Source organism: Bradyrhizobium sp. KZN70725 (assembly GCF_055264925.1).
On the sequence record NZ_JBUYWT010000039.1, the window covers coordinates 1 to 15,969 of the forward strand.

The window sequence follows — 15,969 nt, forward strand, 5'->3', positions numbered from 1 at the left end:
CAACCGAAGCTGCCTGGCTGCTGATTGCACACATCAGGCTCCTGACCCGCAGACTCGCGGCTGCAGCTAAGGTTGGGTGATTTATGAGTCAGACTCTCAGGATGACGGGTCGAAAAGCGTTCCCGCGCAATCAAATCTCGCCGATCACCTCGCGGCGGCGCTGCTCGGATTCTTCCGCGTAGCGCCGCATGGCGTGCGCTTCGGTGAGCAGGCCGATCGGCCGGCGGTCACCTTCGACCACGGCGAGCGATTCCGCTTCGGCCGCGTCGAACACCGCGATCGCCTCCTGCACGTTCATGCCGGGATGCAGCACCACATCGGCATAGCGCAGAATCGCGGCAAGCCCCTTGTCGGCCTCGATATCGGGCGCATGCGCTTCGGCGACCAGCGCAAGCCCGGCGTAATGCCCCTCGCCGTCGACCGCGACGACCTGGGTCTTCGAGCCCGGGGGGAATTCCTCGCGGAACGCCTCGATCGGCATCGCGGCGTTCACCGTCGTCATGTCCTGCCGCATCATCTTGCCGACCGTGAGATCGCGGATCCAGCCGATATCGGCGGCGCTGCGGATGGTCTCGCCGCGCAGATGCAATCGCCAGGTCGCGAACGAATAGCCGAATAGCTCGCGCGTGATCGTGGTCGAGATGATGACCGCGACCAGCACCGCGGTGGTAAGCCAGAGGTTGCCGGTGGATTCCAGCGCGATGAACGACATCGTCAGTGGACCGCCGATCACCGAGGCCGACAGCGCGCTCATGCCGATCACCGCATAGGCGTTGGGGTCGAGGTTCAGCCCCGGCCACACGATGTCGACGCCGGCGGCGAACAGCCGGCCGCCGAGCGCGCCCATGAACAGCGTGGCGAAGAACAATCCGCCACGAAAGCCCGAGCCGAGCGAGATGATCGAGGCCACCGCCTTCAGCGCGAACACGCCGGCGATGAAGGCAAGCGGCATCGCCACGATGCCCGCGAAGCGCAGCGCGCCATGGCCCGACGACATCACCTGCGGCGTCAATAGCGCCATCGCGCCGACCGCAAGCCCGCCGAGCGCCGGCCGCAGCGGCGGCCACAGCCGGCTCTTGGTCAGCAGCGCCTCGCACAGCGTCACCCCGCGCATGATCGCAATGCCGGTCAGGGCCGCGACCATGCCGAGCAGCGCTGCAATCGCAAGATCCCGTCCGAGCACATCGCCGACGGTTCCGACGCCGACGCCGAGCGGCAGCGGTTCGAAGGCATGGGCAACGAAGTAGCCGGTCACCGCCGCCACGCCGACCGGGGTCAGGCTGGCCGGCGTATAGCCGCCGATCACAAGCTCGAAAGCGTAGAACGCACCCGCAAGCGGCGCGCTGAAGGCGCCGGCGATCGCCGCCGCCGCACCGCAGCCCACCATGATTCGCTGGTCGTTGCGGCGGAGGTGAAAGCCGCGCCCGAGCGAGGCGGCGAGGCCGCTGGAGAGCTGGGTGTAGCCGGCCTCGAGCCCGACCGAGCCGCCGACGCCGCTTGACCAGATCGTCTGCAGCGCCACGATCACGCTGCCGCGGAACGACATCCGCCCGCCATAAAGCGCGTTGGCCTCGATCGGGTCGATTTCGCGGGCCGGCCGCACCCGGAGCAACAGAAGGAATGCAAATCCCAGCAGCAGGCCGCCGATCGTGGGAACCACGAGCGCGCGCACGGGATCGATGCTGGGCTGGCTCGACAACCGGTCGCCGAGCGGCAGATTGAACAGCACCGAATGCAGCACCGTGACGAGGCCGCTCATGACCGCCACCACGAGGCCGCCAATGGCGCCGATCAGCACCGCCAGCACCACAAGGCTCGTCTCGTGCGCGCGCACGAACGCGCGCAACCGGCGCGGCGCCTCGAGATAGCTTGAGGTCGTGGTCATCGGCAGGGTCCGTCACTGGCCGACAGGGCCTTGCGGCTCCCTTTACGGGCCTCGCGGGCGGGAGGCAATCGGGGCAGGAACATGGCAGGGCGCGGCGGATAAGCCGCTCATTGCTCTTCACAATCCCGTCACGCTGCCTGTAGTATGTGAGTGCATGCTGCTTCGCAGCTAGTGGGAGTCAGGAGCGTTATTTGAACGCACATGTCTCGCAAGGCGGTTGGCCGGTGCTGGTCTTGAATGCGGACTTCCGGCCGCTGAGTTATTACCCGCTGTCGCTCTGGTCCTGGCAGGACGCGATCAAGGCGGTGTTCCTCGATCGTGTCAACATCGTCGAATATTACGACCGGGCGGTACGAAGTCCTTCCTTCGAAATCCAGCTGCCGAGCGTCGTATCCCTCAAGTCCTTCGTCAAGCCGACCACCCACCCCGCCTTCACCCGGTTCAACGTTTTCCTGCGCGACCGATTCAGCTGCCAGTATTGCCTGTCGGGCGACGATCTCACCTTCGATCACATCATTCCGCGCAGCAAGGGTGGCCAGACCACCTGGGAAAACGTCGTCGCCGCCTGCTCGCCCTGCAATTTGCGCAAGGGCAATCTGACGCCGCAGCAGGCCAAGATGTTTCCGAAGCAGACGCCCTACGCCCCGACCGTGCATCAGCTGCATCGCAACGGCCGGCTGTTTCCGCCGAACTATCTGCACGAGAGCTGGCTCGATTATCTCTACTGGGATACTGAGCTCGATCCGTAGAGCGCGCTGGCGCGCATCGTCGTCACATCGAATGCAAGCCGTACTGCTGTGATTTGGATCAGGCGGGTCGCTTGGTGAGGGCCGCTTCACCCTCCTCGCGCCCGGGAACGCTGACGTGGACCTCGTGCCCCATCCTGATCGCCAGAGCCGCGGCGGCCGCCGCGGATTCGAATGCAGCTTCCTTGGTGGCGTATCCGCCGTTGAGATTGCCGTCGTGCAGGACGCCCCATTCCTCGCCGGCTGCAATCACCGCATATTGAGCCAATCCCATCGTCTCCTCCTTGCGCCAGCGGCGCTGCGTCAGGTCTCATTCCGCTTGTATCTGTCGCGGACGACCTCCTCGCCGGCCTGCACCGTGCGCCTGCTGCGAAAATGGTGTTGAAGCACGCCGAAGATCAAAGCGGTCAGCAGCACGAGCGCTCCGATGCCGTAGATGATCTCAAGGCCCATATCCATTTGGTCTCTCCAGGCCTTGTTCTCAAAGCCTTGTTCTCGAAGCCTTGCTCTCTTGCCGCCCGCCGGGGCGGCATCGTTCATCCGCTCTTCGCGGCACTGTCGATGCTTTCGCGGTGAATTTCGCGGGCGTCGCTGCGGATCACCGAGATGTAGTAGCCGCGGCCCAGATATTCCTGTCGGGTCTCCGCAAGGTCGATGGCGAGCCGCTTGGCCACCGCAATGGCTTCATCGCGGTCGGCAACCGGCTGACCGGTTGCATCGATCACACGCTCATCATTCACGATCGCGAAATGAAAGGCGGACATTGGCTATCTCCGCGCATCAATGCGTGTTCGATTCATGCCACTTTTCCAGGTCCGGCTTCTCGTCTTCGGAGGCCTTCGCGTCTCCTGAGCGCCTCGCATCTCCGGAGCGCTGCTCCTTCTCCGGGTTTCCCTTCCACGGCTTGTCGGTTTGCGCGTGGGAACCCCAGTCGCTCGAGCGTCCGGAATCCTGCGTTACCGGCTTTCTGTTCATGACAATCTCCTCAAGAACAGAAGCATCTGTATCCCGATGTGTTCCTAACCCGCCGCGCTCAAGGTCCGCCCGCAACCGAGCATAACCAGCGCATCGAGGTCGATCCCGCAGCAGTACTGACACTCCCTCACGCAGGATCGCATTCGCGTGATCATCCGCGATGTTCGTACTATATCGTTGCATCCTAATAGTTCGTATCCTATCTAGTTTACATGCCTTCACAGTCCCACATCCACGCCGAGATCGGCCGCCTGGTGACCAGGCTGGCCCGGATCTGGCGCCGCGAGTCGGATCAGGCCTTGTCCGACCACGGACTGTCCTACGCGACGGCGATTCCGCTGCTGGTGTTGTCGCGCCAGGGGGAAAACGTCCGGCAAGGCGTGCTTGCGGATGAATTGGGAATCGAGGGGCCTTCACTGGTGCGGCTGATCGATCTGCTGCAGTCCGAAGGCCTGGTCGAGCGTCGCGAGGACCCGACCGACCGGCGCGCCAAGACGCTGCATCTCACCGCGGCCGGCGGAGCCAAGGTCGAGGAGATCAATCGGGTGCTGCGTCGCGTACGGGCCAGCCTGCTGAAGGATATCGGCAGCGCGGAACTTGCGGTAACCTTCGAGACGCTGCAGCTCATCGAGCAGCGGGCGAGCCGCCTGCAGGACGCCAGGACTGCGCCAGCCAGGACTGCTCCAGAGGCGAAATAGTCATGCGCGCGGAAGAGCCGTTCCTGGTCCGCCACGCGGATCTCATCTTCGCGTTGAAGACGTTCGCGGCGTCGATGCTGGCGCTTGTCATCGCCCTGGCGATCGATCTGCCGCGTCCCTATTGGGCGATGGCGACGGTCTACATCACCTCGCAGCCGCTGGCCGGCGCGACCAGCTCGAAGGCGTTCTTCCGCGTGATCGGTACGCTGGTCGGCGCGAGCGTCACGGTCGCCCTGGTGCCGAACCTGGTCAATGCACCGGAGCTACTGTGCCTCGCGATCGCGCTCTGGGTCGGGCTCTGTCTCTATTTATCGCTGCTCGACGGCACGCCGCGCAGCTATGTCTTCATGCTGGGCGGATATACCGTCGCGCTGATCGGCTTTCCGTCGGTGGCCGAACCGGGCAGCATCTTCGATGTAGCGCTGGCACGAGTCGAGGAGATCTCGCTCGGCATCATCTGTGCGAGCCTGGTGTCGACGGTGGTGTTTCCCCGCAGCGTCGCGCCGGCGGTCGGCGGCCGCATCAGGAGTTGGCTGTCGGATGCGCGCCGTCTGTCCCGCGACGTGCTGCTTGACCGCGGGACCGGCGAGACGCGCCGGGCCCAACGCCTCCGTCTTGCGACCGACATTGTCGAGATCGATACGCTGGCGACCCATGTCGCCTATGACCGGCTGGCCGACGCCGGCACCGTGCGTGGCCTCGGCGAGGTCCGGCTGCGCATGCTGATGCTGTTGCCGATCATCACGTCGATCGAAGACCGGCTTACCGCACTTGGCGAAGCGGCGCTGCAACGGCAACCGGAGCTGCAACGCCTGATCGGCGATCTCGCCGCATGGATCGTGGACGAGGACCGCCAGCGGCAATCCGGCGAGCAGATCCGCACCGCAATCGCCGAGCGGCAATCTGCGCTCGACGGAATCGCGCCGCGGGAACGCATCATCACGGTCAGCCTGCTGCTCCGGCTGCGCGAGCTTGCCGACATTTCGGCCGACTGCCGCGCGCTGGGCGATGCGATCACCGCGGGCCGGGATATCTCCAGCGTCCAGCTGGCGTTCCACCCGGAGTCGGGGGCCGCACCGGTCCGTCATCGCGACCACGGCATGGCGCTGTGGTCGGCCGCGGGCGCGGCGGTCGCCATCCTGATCTGCTGCGGCCTGTGGATTGCGACCGGCTGGGCCGATGGCGCCTCGGCGCCGATGATGGCGGCGGTCGCCTGCTCCTTCTTCGCCGCACAGGACGAGCCTGCGCGCAGCATCCGGGCCTTCGGCCTGTTTTCACTGGTCGCGATCGTCATCGTCGCAATCTATCAGTTCGCGCTGGTGCCCGGCATCTCCCATGTCGAGGTCCTGATCGCGGCGCTGGCGCCGACCTTCCTCCTGTACGGCTTTTTGATCGCACGACCCAAGACCGCGCCGATCGGCATGGCGCTCGCCGCCAACACCGCGACGCTGCTCGCGCTGCAATCGACCTACAGCGCGGATTTCGCCAGTTTCGCCAACACGTCGGTCGCCTTCTTCCTCGGTGTTGTGATCGCGGAGATCGTGACGCGGATCGCGCGCGGCGTCGGCGCCGAATGGATCGCCAAGCGGTTGATGACGTCGAGCTGGCAGACGCTCGCGGTCGCGGCCGAACGGCGCGGCCACGGCGATCGCGCGCAGTTTGCCGGCCTGATGCTGCATCGGCTCGGACTATTGGTCCAGCGCATCGCCTTCATCTCGGAGAGCGACCGCCGTGATGCCGACAGCTTGGTCCAGCTCCGCATCGGGCTCAACATCATCGACCTCCGGCGGGCCCGCTACGGCCTCGCCGCAGTGACCGTGCGTGCCATCGACGACATGCTGGACGACTTCGCGGCGGCGTTTCGCGCCCGTGCGGACCAGGCAATGCCGGCCGAACTGTTGTCATGCATCGATGCGGCGCTGACCGCGGTCGTCAAGGACCCCAATGAGCGCGCGCGGGACGATGCGTTGCTCGGCCTCGTCGGCATCCGCCGCGGCCTGTTTCCGGATGCACCCGCGTATCGATCGCAGCCCGAGGAGAGCTTTGCCGCATGAGATATGAGCTCGACATTTACGGCGTGCTCGTTCCGGCGCTGCTGCTGTGGCTGATCGTTGCCTATGCATTGAGCGCAGTGGCAAGCCGGATCTTGCAGCGCTTCGGGTTCTACCGGCTGGTGTGGCATCGCGCGTTGTTCAATTTCGCCCTGTATGTATGCCTGCTCGGCGTCGTGGTTTATCTTTCGGAGTTTCTGCCATGAAAGGGAATTTCGCCTGGCTCGGCCGGGTTGCGCTGACCGCGGTCGCCGTCATCGCTGCACTCGCTGTCGCTCGCGCGCTCTGGGTCTACTATATGGAATCGCCGTGGACCCGCGACGGCAGGGTTCGCGCCGACGTGATCCAGGTGGCTCCCGACGTCTCCGGCTTCGTCACCGACGTGCTGGTCAGGGACAATCAGCCGGTGCGTCGCGGCGACATCCTGTTCCGGATCGATCGCGCCCGCTTTGCCCTGGCGCTGAAGCAGGCCGATGCTGCGGTCGCCGGCCATCGCGCGACGCTGGATCAGGCCGACGCCGACCTCAAACGCTACAGCTCGCTGACCACCGATGCCGTGTCGCAGCAGAAGCAGGAGCAGGTTCTGGCGACGCAGCTGCAGGCCAAGGCGGCCTATGACCAGGCGGTCGCCGACCGCGCCGTCGCGCAGCTCAATCTGGATCGCAGCGAGGTGCACGCTTCGGTGAACGGCACCATCACCAATATGGACCTGCGGCCGGGCGCTTACGTCACCGCAGGCAAGGGCGTGATGGCGCTGGTCGACACCGACACGCTGCATGTGGAGGGCTATTTCGAGGAGACCAAGCTCGCGCGCATTCGCGTCGGCGACAAGGCGCAGATCCGGCTGATGGGCGAGCCGGTGCGGCTCACCGGACATGTCGAGAGCATTGCGGCCGGCATCGAGGATCGCGACCGCGCGGCAGGCGCGAGCCTGCTCGCAAACGTCAACCCGACCTTCAGCTGGGTTCGGCTCGCACAGCGCATCCCCGTGCGCATCGCGCTGGACCACCTGCCGGATCGCATCGCGCTGGTCGCCGGCCGTTCGGCGACGGTCGAGATCATGGACTAGCCGGCTGGCCGGGCGCATCCGCGGCGACAGCATCGAGCCGGTGCACCTTACTGCGGCTCGTCGACCACTCGCCTATCGCACGCCGTAGCGTGTGAAATCGTCGCCGATGCTGCCCTGGATCGCCTTGGCCGCCGCCATGTCGGTATTGCCGCCGGCCTTGTCACCCTGCTTCAACTTCGCCAGGCCGCGGCCATAAAGAGCGCTTGCGAGCTTGGGATCGATGCGAAGTGCGGAGCTGTAGTCGGCGATCGCCGCGCCCAGCTCGCCGGTCTTCAGATAGATAAGGGCACGCGAGTCATACGTCGCGGCGTTGGTTGACGCCAATTGAAGGGCCTTGTTGCAATCTTCCAGCGCCGCCTGCAATTCGCCGAGGATGGCCCGGCTCCAGCAGCGTCCGTTCCACACCCCGTCGAGCTTCGGCTCGAGGCGAATGGCCTCGTCGTAGTCCTGCGCCGCGCGCGCATAATCGTTCTTCTTCAAATAGGCGCCGGCGCGGTTGGCGAAGGCCTCGCCGTAGTTCGGGTTGAGCTTGATCGCCTGATCGAAGGCGTCGGTCGCGCGATCATATTCGCGCTTCCTGAGATAGGCCACGCCGCGGTTGTTGAACGGCTTGGTGTAGGTCGGATTGAGCTCGATCGATCGATCGAAATCCCGGATGGCGCCGTCATAGTCTCCCTTGGCGGCGTAGGCGTTGCCACGGTTGTTGTAGGCGATCGCGAGGCCAGCCTGGGTCATGTCCTGCCCCGCATCGATCAGCGCCGTGCAGGCAGCAATGCGCGCGTCGGCCGGTGTGCGATCGAGGCCGCTGCACAATCCGATAGTGCGGAGATAGCTATCCTTCTTCGGGTTCTGCGCGATCGCCGGCAACACTGGGAGCGTCGCAACGAGGAGCGATATCAGGCTGACAATTGCGCCGGCGCTTGCACGAAGTTTCATATCGGGCCTTGCTTGCACGAAACTGGCTGCGCCTGGCCTAGCACCCTCGACAGATGTTGGGATTGAACTTGTGAAGGGTGTTTTGCTCAGGTTGCTGCGGCGTTCGAGTCCCGACCTTCCTGACCTTGCTCTTGCCCTCTTCAACGAGCGTGGCGAACCTCACCGTTCCATCGTCCGATATCTCGATGCGTGGCGTGGTGCCTCGAATGCCCATCGTTGCGACAGGGGTGTCGATCTTCATGTCTCCGGTCTTCGCAATGTTGCCGGCAACGAAGGTGAACGTCCCATTGGTCAGTTTGAGCAAGGTCGAGTTCGACTTGCCGTTCGGGTCGTACACGAACTCGGTCATCGCCATCTTGGCGTTGCTCGACAGATTGAACGAAGTGCCGTCGGAGAAATTGATCCCAACGCGTCCGTCGGCTCCAGTTTGCACCACGTCGCCCAGATACACGGGGTCGCCGACCTGCGCCTGAGGCAGTTTGCCGGGCAGCCCTGCCTGAACGACGACTGCATTCGGATGCTCGATCGTGACCGAACCGGTGGCGGCTACGACCCTTCCGATGAATTTCAATTGGATATTGTCCGGTTCGGTTTGCGCCTGCACCTGGCCGGGCGTGAGCGTTGCGAGCGCCAGGACGAAGCTTGCAAGCAATTGAACAATCAAATGGATGCGCACGATCCCCTCCTCGAAAAGGTCTTGTCGTGCCGGGGCTCGATGGGTGACCGGAACCACCGGGCCGAGACCGCAGGACCTTGAGTGCCAAACGAGTTGTCGCAGACAGGCCTAAATGCCTGACGCAGTTCGACTAAAAATTAATAAGTGGACAATTTGCATGGTAATCATACTATTAATTTTGCGGGGCTGCACGCGCGATAAAGGACAGCTGCTCTGACCTTTTCGTAAGGCTCCCCCGCAGTATTGGAATTCCATTTTTACTGCCGAATTTGGTTTCAATCAGGACGTTTCAGCGGACAAGCCTATGGCTGACGGCGCGGGGTTTTTCGCCGCGTGGCCGAACCAAGCCAAAATAAAAAGACTGCGGCGCCACTTTCCGCTCGAACTGCCTAACAGGCAAAAAGCCAATGTCAGTTGCGTCCGGCGTAGAGTTCGGGGACGCGTGCATGGCCGTTTTCGGCCAGCCGCCCCGCTTAGTTGGCACTGTTCGGACGGCGATCGGCTGCGGCACGATCGCGGGAGCCCGGGGCATACCGATTCAAATCGTAGCTGGCGATTCCGTTCGCCAGGGTGACGTCATCGAGGTCGGAGCCGGCGGGCGGATCGAAATCCGCCTGGTCGATGGCAGGGTGCTCAATTTGCCGGCCGGCACCCGGCTGGAGTTGGACATCGCGCAGGACCCCACCGGGGGCTTGCGGCCGGGTCTGTTCGCGAAAACCAGAAGCCTCTTCCGCCTCATCGGCAGCCGGCTCGCAGGGTCTGGCGTCCTGACGGCGGACACACCGGTTGGCACCATCCGCGCCAGCGGCCTCGGCATGCTGTCGCTGGCCGCCCTGACCTTCTCGCTGCTGGAGGACGCCCGGGCCGCGGAGCCGAACGTCACGCTCCTGGACGACGACAACATCAAATACAAGGACCTCCACCACGGCGTGTTCGAACTCGTCACCAAGGAGGCGATCCCCCGTCACATCATCGTCGAGGATCCCGAAGAGACGATTATTCTGAGCAGAAAAGGCTCCTCCGTCGGGGTGAACCAAGCCACGAATTCCCCTGCGCACATGGAGGAACTACGGGAGGCTCAACAGGAGACCCTTGCCTATTTCGAGAAAGGACCGGCATCGAAAGGGTCCGGCATGCCTGCTCTCGAAGGCGGCCAATTGCTGCTGCCGATCAATTTTATTCAGCAGTCCCCGCTGTCGCCGGTGCAAGATACGCTCGGGCCGCTACCGGTGGCGACCTTCGCCAAAAATGATCTCTTCAAGCTGCCGCCGGCTCCGCCGAAGCTGAACCTCGGAGCGGGGCCGACTGAAATCGATACGGTGATATTTGACGACTTCAATGCGGCGAGCGGGACCTTTTCCGCGATCAGCATCAAGGGCGGCGCACTGAAATTCGGCATCAGCGGAGGCGCCACAGGCGATACGGTGCTGGGACAGGCGACATACGACGTGTCTAGCGTCGGTACATTTGGCACGCTTTATCTCAACAGTGCGACCGGAAATTACACCTTCGTTCCGAACAATACCGCAATCAACGCGCTGAAGGCCAACACGACCCAGAGCTTCGTGATCACGGTCTCGGACGGCGCGCTTTCGGCCAGCGAGAGCTTCGACATCAGCATCCTGGGCGCCGACGACGCCTCCATCATCTCCGGCACCATGGCCGGCTCGGTGGTGGGTGCGGTCGGCGTCAGTCATGCTTCGCCCGGCCTGCTCATCGCAAAGGGCACGCTCACCGACACCGATGTCGACGATCCCGCCAATACCTTCACCGCCGTGAACGCGCCGACGACAAGCGCAGGTGGCTACGGCTCATTCACGCTCACAACGGCCGGCGTGTGGACCTATACGCTCGACAACGCCAACAGCTCCGTGCAAGCCCTCCATGTCGGCAACACGCTGACCGACAGCTTCACGGTGACCACGATCGGCGGAACCCCGCAGACGGTGACACTCACCATCCACGGCCCGCTGATCGAGGTTGGGACCGCGCCATCGCTGACGTTGAGCGAGACCCATCTGACAGCGACGACGCTGGACGACAATATCGCCGGCTCGGCACCGGACGCCGCGCTGATGACGACATCGGGCGAGTTCTCGGCGGCATTCGTCACCGAACCGGGTCTGACGGTCAGCTACGCACTGACGATCACCGGCGGCAACGGTACGGCGTCAGGGCTGATCGATTCGCATACCGGCCTCGCTGACCTGCTGGTTCTGAACGGCAACACCATCGAAGGCCATGTCGGCACGGCAAGCGGGGCGCTCGCGTTCACCATCACGGTTGACCCGGCCACGGGCCGCGTGACCTTCGTCGAGCACCGCGCGGTCGAACAATCGTCGGGCACCAGCCCTGACAGCGGCGAAGGGATCGCGCTGGGGACCGGCCTCGTCAACCTGATCGCGACGGTCACGGAGAGCGACGGCCAGTACCAGGATCTAAGCATCGATCTCGGCAAGCAGCTGACAATCACGGACGATGGCCCGCGCATCGAGGCGGCGGGCACAGCCCCATCGCTGACGCTGAGTGAGACGCATCTGACGGCAACGGCGCTGGACGACCACATCGCCGGCTCGGCACCGGACGCGGCGCTGACGACGACTTCCGCCGATTTCTCGACCGCGTTCACTTCGGTGCAAGGCGCCGATGGCGCGACCATCCGCTACGCGCTGACGATCACCGGCGGCAACGGCACGGCATCGGGGCTGATCGACTCGCATACCGGCCTCGCTGACCTGCTGGTTCTGAACGGCAACACGATCGAAGGCCGCGTCGGCGCGACCAACGGCACACTGGCATTCACCATCACGCTCGATCCGGCTACGGGACGCGTGACCTTCACCGACTACCGGCCGGTGGAGCAGCCGCTCGGCACCAGCCCGGACAGCGGCGAAGCCGTATCGCTGGCCGCGGGCATCGTGGGCCTGACTGCCACGATCACGGACAAGGACGGCGACTTCCAGAGCGCCGGCCTCGACCTCGGCAGCAGGCTGACCATCAGCGACGATGGCCCCTGCATCCGGGCCAATTGCACCGCTCCGTCGCTGACGCTGAGCGAGACGCACCTGACGGCAACGGCACTGGACGACCATGTCGCGGGCTCGGCACCGGACGCGGCGCTGACGAAAATTTCCGCCGAATTCTCGACGGCGTTCAGCTCGCTCCAGGGCGCCGACGGCGCGACGACTCACTATGCACTGTCGATCAACGGAGGTGACTGGACCCCATCCGGTCTGATCGATTCGCATACTGGCTGCTCCGACGTGCTAGTTCTGAACGGCAACACCATCGAAGGCCATGTTGGCACAGCAAGTGGCGCGCTGGCATTCACCATCGCGGTTGATCCGGCCACGGGATGCGTCACCTTCACCGAATATCGCGCGGTGACGCATCCGGCCTGCGCCGGCCCTGACAGCGGCGAAGCCGTGTCGCTGACCGCCGGCGTCGTAAGCCTGGTTGCCACCATCACGGACAAGGACGGCGACTTCCAGAGCGCGTGCATCGACCTCGGCAAGCAACTGACGATCACGGACGATCACCCGACCATTTGCGGCTTCCCGGAGACCTTCGTCGCCGCTCAGGATCATCAGACTGCGACAGGTACCTACGATATCAATTTCGGCGCGGATGGCGATGCCGCGATGTTCGTTGCCGTCCACAACGGTCCGGTCGGCTGCTCGGGATATGATCTGGCCACATCATGCCTGGGCAACGGCATCACCGCGGTGCACGTCACCGGACATGGCGATGATTACAACTTCTACTATACGACCCATGAGGTGGGCCGCGGCGTCGAGCTCGACGCGTATCTTACCGATTGCGGCGGTAGGTTGGACGATCCTTATTTCAAGTTGCTGATCAATCCGGATGGAACATTCTGCTTTGATCTCGAGCACGCCGGGCCGTCGAAGGACGTCACCGTCCATGGCTCCGATTTTGATGCCCCGATCTGCGGCACGCCGTCATTGACGGCTCCGGACGGACAACTGGTTATTACCGGGTCGGACTGCGCCGGCCAGCCGCTCGATGTCAAGGCATCGGACTGCGGTATTGCGGTCGGCGACAGTGGACTGCAGATGGACCCGGCCGAGCAGTTGAATCTCGCGTTCACCGAGAAGCAGTCGCAGGTCGGCTTCAATCTCACGGAATGGCAGGGCTACGGCACGGCCGGTGTGATCCTCAAGGTTGTTGATGGCAGCGCCGACGTTCACGACTTCTGCATCGATGTTCCCAGGCCGCTCTGCGGCAGTGCCGGCTTCGTGGTGCAGGAGACATCGGATGCTTCGCTGATCGACACCTACACCTTTGATGCCACGACGACGACGTATACGCTTTACGTTGACAGGTCGTTCGATCAAGTCCAGGTCGACTACGATCGGGTGGAAGCCGGGTGTCCCACCTTCGCGATCAACAACATCAGCTATACCGAAAAGACGAGCATCAATGCGGATCTGCTGTTCGATGTGACGGCGGTCGATGCGGACGGCGATTCGGCCACGAGCAGCCTTCAGGTCGATATTCAGTGCCACACGGCGGGGATGGACACCTTCATATTCGCCGCCAGCCAGGACAGCCCCGCGCCGCCGGTCGGCGCCAGCGCTCCCGCACCCGATGTTAGTCCGATGTCAACGAGTAGCCACGAGGACGCGGCGTTGTCTCAGGCAATCTTGCCCTTTGTAGACGGCGGAACGTCGGGAACGACCGAGCAGTCCTTTCATTTCGCGGAGCCTTCGAGCCTTGAACAGCAGGGAGCTTCGTCCCCTCCACAGTTTGATCAAAGCCTCGCGTGGTTCGGCCGCCACGACGATTCCGCCGGATTTCAGCTGGCGCAAGGAGTTGCAACTGGTGGAACGCCGGCAATGGGGCCGGCTGTCCCGGAGCACCAAACAGATTTCTTCCCGGACCATACGCCGGACGCCGTCGTGACCCATCCGCTACACGATCTGATCATGTAGCGATCGCTTCTTGTAGCGATCCCTTCGTCTAGCGATCCCTTGGGCGCGTGGCCGGCACTCCGGCCCGCGTCGGACGTTGACGCGGGCCGGCAGCGTTTCTCGTGTCAGTGCCAGCCTTCGCCGGCCTTCAGCGCCGCCGAGAGGCTACGCACCGGGCGCGTTACCAGCGGATCGAGGTCGAAGCGCTTTTCAAGCATCTTGAGGATCGACGTGGTGTCGAAGTCCTCGTGCGCGACGCCCGACTTGTTGAAGCGCTTGGCGATCAGGAGCGCCGGAATGCGGGTGCCCGGGCCCCACTGGTCCGCAGCCTTGGCTTCGGCACCATGGCGGTTGAACGGCGGCGGCGGAACGTGATCCCACTGCCCGCCGAACTCGTCATAGGTGATGACGATCAGCGTGTCCTTGCCCTCCGGCCCTTCGACGATCGCCTTGACGAGATCGACGAGATGCTGGCTGCCTTCGGACTCGCTGGTGTAGCCCGGATGCTCGTTTTCCTCGCCGATCGGCTTGATGAAGCTGACCTGCTTCAGCCGGCCGGTCTTCGCCGCCTGGATGAACTCCGCCTCGTCCTTCAGGCGATCTTTGCGGGCCTGCGTTCCGGGCGCGTAGTTGGCGAAGTAGTTGAACGCCTGATGGTGGTACTGGAAATCCACGTCCGGGCAGTTCGGGAACACCGCCGTGGAAACATGGTTCGGGTCGGTGCAGGTCGTACCGTTGCCGTTGGTCCAGCCCGAAGCGCCGACGTCGCCGTTGGCGTTCGACCAGCCGCCCGAATACCAGGCCCAATCGACGCGCTTTGCCGACAGCCGATCGCCGATGTTCGGCGTGTGCAGCGGCGGCAGGCGCTTGATGTCGGCGGTGCCCGGGGAATAGGGCTGATAGAACGGCTGCGTGGTGTTGACCGCGTAGTCGCCGCAGGCGAGGCCCGCCGGCAGGCCGGCCTGATTGCACTTCGCCGTCAGCTGCGCATCCTTCACGGTCGAGAGCGGCGTGTAGAGCGGCGTGCTGGTCGGCATGCCGTTGGCATCGACGATCGAGTGGAAGTCGTTGGCGCTGCCGTCATTCAGGGCACCGACGAACTGCGGCGCCGCGGCGGCGACCAGGAACTGGTGGTTGAGGAACGAACCGCCGAAGGCACCCTGGAAGAAGCTGTCGGCAATGATGTAGTTCGGCGCGCCGTTGCCGTGGAGATAGGTGTAGATGGGTAGCTTCTTGGTGTCGTAATAGCCCATCACCAGACCGGCCGCATCACTGCCGGTCATGTAGCGGTTTTGCCGGCCGCCGTTGAGCTGATACTGCTCGCTGTAGAAGCGGTGCACGATGTCCGCGGTGCAGCCGCCGGGCGCGCCGGTGCCGTTGAGGAAACCGTGAGCCGCGAAAGCGCCGAGCGGCTTCGGGCAGGTTGTGGCCGAGGTCGGAATGAATTCATTGATCTCGAACGGCTTGTTCTTGAAGGCACTCAGGATCGCGACCGTGCCCGTATTGTCGGTGCAGCTCGTCGGTTGCGGCGACGGAGAAGTCAGGTTGACGTCGTTCTGCAGCAGACAAGCATAGACGGTCTGGTTGTCCTGCCGAACCTGCAGGGTGTGCGCCTGATCGGCGTAGGATGTGCCGTTGATCCGGTCGCGGCCGACGTCGCCCCAGTGACCGTAGAGGTTATCGAAGCTGTGGTTCTCCTGAAAGATGACGACGATGTGCTTGTACTGGTGCACGCCTTCATGGCCACGATCCCGTAGGTCGCGCAGCTCGTCCTTGATCTCGTGCTTGAACTCATCAACGATCTTTTCGACCAAATTCTCTGCGTTTGCTACCGGCGAGATGGCAACGGCGCCAGCAACAACCGCGAGCGCCGGAATGGCTCCCCAAAGCCGCATAGTGCTCTCCTGATTTAGAAAGAAATAGAAATGGAGCTACACGCTATGCAAAACACATTTCGCTGGGATGACTGTTTTTCGACGCGCGCGCAAACGCGCGGAAA

Annotated in this window: 14 protein-coding genes; 6 read left to right on the forward strand and 8 right to left on the reverse strand. The window is 63.8% G+C overall.

Features of this window, described 5'->3' with window-relative positions:
- Positions 1-130 precede the first annotated feature (130 nt).
- Positions 131-1,885 carry a chloride channel protein gene (locus ACZBJS_RS29340; RefSeq protein ID WP_253625349.1) on the reverse strand — a complete coding sequence of 585 codons (1,755 nt, stop codon included), beginning with the start codon at positions 1,883-1,885 and terminating at the stop codon, positions 131-133.
- A 191-nt stretch (positions 1,886-2,076) separates the two neighbouring features.
- Between ACZBJS_RS29340 and ACZBJS_RS29345 the strand changes: the two genes are divergently transcribed.
- Positions 2,077-2,634: an HNH endonuclease gene (locus ACZBJS_RS29345; protein WP_016845270.1), complete on the forward strand. Its 558-nt coding sequence runs from the start codon at positions 2,077-2,079 to the stop codon at positions 2,632-2,634.
- A gap of 58 nt (positions 2,635-2,692) precedes the next feature.
- Here ACZBJS_RS29345 and ACZBJS_RS29350 read toward each other — a convergent pair whose 3' ends face one another.
- Genes ACZBJS_RS29350 through ACZBJS_RS29365 form a run of 4 tightly spaced genes read right to left on the reverse strand, consistent with a single transcriptional unit; the run spans position 2,693 to position 3,606 of the window.
- Positions 2,693-2,905 (reverse strand): hypothetical protein, encoded by a 213-nt coding sequence (locus ACZBJS_RS29350; RefSeq protein ID WP_028333636.1) that lies wholly within the window; start codon positions 2,903-2,905, stop codon positions 2,693-2,695.
- Positions 2,906-2,934: 29 nt separating this feature from the next.
- A complete protein-coding gene (locus ACZBJS_RS29355; protein ID WP_229190373.1) occupies positions 2,935-3,171 on the reverse strand; it encodes a hypothetical protein in 237 nt (78 codons plus the stop codon).
- A complete protein-coding gene (locus tag ACZBJS_RS29360; RefSeq protein WP_316398132.1) occupies positions 3,168-3,395 on the reverse strand; it encodes a DUF6894 family protein in 228 nt (75 codons plus the stop codon). Before ACZBJS_RS29360 ends, ACZBJS_RS29355 begins: the two co-directional genes overlap by 4 nt.
- A gap of 16 nt (positions 3,396-3,411) precedes the next feature.
- Positions 3,412-3,606, reverse strand: a complete 195-nt coding sequence (locus ACZBJS_RS29365; RefSeq protein WP_316398131.1) for a hypothetical protein — start codon at positions 3,604-3,606, stop codon at positions 3,412-3,414.
- Between the two features lie 212 nt (positions 3,607-3,818).
- Between ACZBJS_RS29365 and ACZBJS_RS29370 the strand changes: the two genes are divergently transcribed.
- From ACZBJS_RS29370 to ACZBJS_RS29385, 4 genes are read left to right on the forward strand one after another with little or no spacing between them, the layout of a single operon-like run.
- The gene (locus ACZBJS_RS29370) at positions 3,819-4,304 is read left to right on the forward strand and encodes a MarR family winged helix-turn-helix transcriptional regulator (protein WP_057017738.1); all 486 of its coding nucleotides are present in this window, start codon (positions 3,819-3,821) and stop codon (positions 4,302-4,304) included.
- Positions 4,305-4,306: 2 nt separating this feature from the next.
- Positions 4,307-6,358, forward strand: a complete 2,052-nt coding sequence (locus tag ACZBJS_RS29375; protein ID WP_316398130.1) for an FUSC family protein — start codon at positions 4,307-4,309, stop codon at positions 6,356-6,358.
- On the forward strand, positions 6,355-6,561 hold the full coding sequence (locus tag ACZBJS_RS29380; protein ID WP_076827400.1) for a DUF1656 domain-containing protein: 207 nt from the start codon (positions 6,355-6,357) through the stop codon (positions 6,559-6,561). The genes ACZBJS_RS29375 and ACZBJS_RS29380 overlap by 4 nt, the downstream gene beginning before the upstream one ends.
- Positions 6,558-7,424 carry an efflux RND transporter periplasmic adaptor subunit gene (locus ACZBJS_RS29385; protein ID WP_225646561.1) on the forward strand — a complete coding sequence of 289 codons (867 nt, stop codon included), beginning with the start codon at positions 6,558-6,560 and terminating at the stop codon, positions 7,422-7,424. Before ACZBJS_RS29380 ends, ACZBJS_RS29385 begins: the two co-directional genes overlap by 4 nt.
- A 72-nt stretch (positions 7,425-7,496) precedes the next feature.
- Here the strand turns inward: ACZBJS_RS29385 and ACZBJS_RS29390 are convergent, their stop codons facing one another.
- A complete protein-coding gene (locus tag ACZBJS_RS29390) occupies positions 7,497-8,360 on the reverse strand; it encodes a tetratricopeptide repeat protein (RefSeq protein ID WP_168857815.1) in 864 nt (287 codons plus the stop codon).
- 37 nt (positions 8,361-8,397) lie between these two features.
- Positions 8,398-9,036: a FecR family protein gene (locus ACZBJS_RS29395; protein ID WP_194295347.1), complete on the reverse strand. Its 639-nt coding sequence runs from the start codon at positions 9,034-9,036 to the stop codon at positions 8,398-8,400.
- Positions 9,037-9,482: 446 nt separating this feature from the next.
- Here ACZBJS_RS29395 and ACZBJS_RS29400 point away from each other — a divergent pair, with 446 nt between their 5' ends.
- Positions 9,483-13,991, forward strand: a complete 4,509-nt coding sequence (locus tag ACZBJS_RS29400; protein ID WP_463439623.1) for a DUF5801 repeats-in-toxin domain-containing protein — start codon at positions 9,483-9,485, stop codon at positions 13,989-13,991.
- Between the two features lie 104 nt (positions 13,992-14,095).
- Here ACZBJS_RS29400 and ACZBJS_RS29405 read toward each other — a convergent pair whose 3' ends face one another.
- Entirely contained in the window at positions 14,096-15,865 is a 1,770-nt protein-coding gene (locus tag ACZBJS_RS29405) for an alkaline phosphatase family protein (RefSeq protein ID WP_316398128.1), read from the reverse strand.
- Positions 15,866-15,969 lie beyond the last annotated feature (104 nt).

What these genes read in the sequence shown, in the direction of transcription:
- ACZBJS_RS29340 (WP_253625349.1), bottom strand. Translation starts at nt 1,885, where the DNA reads ATGACCACGACCTCAAGCTATCTCGAGGCGCCGCGCCGGTTGCGCGCG.
- ACZBJS_RS29350 (WP_028333636.1), bottom strand. Translation starts at nt 2,905, where the DNA reads ATGGGATTGGCTCAATATGCGGTGATTGCAGCCGGCGAGGAATGGGGC.
- ACZBJS_RS29355 (WP_229190373.1), bottom strand. Translation starts at nt 3,171, where the DNA reads ATGAACGATGCCGCCCCGGCGGGCGGCAAGAGAGCAAGGCTTCGAGAA.
- ACZBJS_RS29360 (WP_316398132.1), bottom strand. Translation starts at nt 3,395, where the DNA reads ATGTCCGCCTTTCATTTCGCGATCGTGAATGATGAGCGTGTGATCGAT.
- ACZBJS_RS29365 (WP_316398131.1), bottom strand. Translation starts at nt 3,606, where the DNA reads ATGAACAGAAAGCCGGTAACGCAGGATTCCGGACGCTCGAGCGACTGG.
- ACZBJS_RS29370 (WP_057017738.1), top strand. Translation starts at nt 3,819, where the DNA reads ATGCCTTCACAGTCCCACATCCACGCCGAGATCGGCCGCCTGGTGACC.
- ACZBJS_RS29375 (WP_316398130.1), top strand. Translation starts at nt 4,307, where the DNA reads ATGCGCGCGGAAGAGCCGTTCCTGGTCCGCCACGCGGATCTCATCTTC.
- ACZBJS_RS29380 (WP_076827400.1), top strand. Translation starts at nt 6,355, where the DNA reads ATGAGATATGAGCTCGACATTTACGGCGTGCTCGTTCCGGCGCTGCTG.
- ACZBJS_RS29385 (WP_225646561.1), top strand. Translation starts at nt 6,558, where the DNA reads ATGAAAGGGAATTTCGCCTGGCTCGGCCGGGTTGCGCTGACCGCGGTC.
- ACZBJS_RS29390 (WP_168857815.1), bottom strand. Translation starts at nt 8,360, where the DNA reads ATGAAACTTCGTGCAAGCGCCGGCGCAATTGTCAGCCTGATATCGCTC.
- ACZBJS_RS29400 (WP_463439623.1), top strand. Translation starts at nt 9,483, where the DNA reads ATGGCCGTTTTCGGCCAGCCGCCCCGCTTAGTTGGCACTGTTCGGACG.
- ACZBJS_RS29405 (WP_316398128.1), bottom strand. Translation starts at nt 15,865, where the DNA reads ATGCGGCTTTGGGGAGCCATTCCGGCGCTCGCGGTTGTTGCTGGCGCC.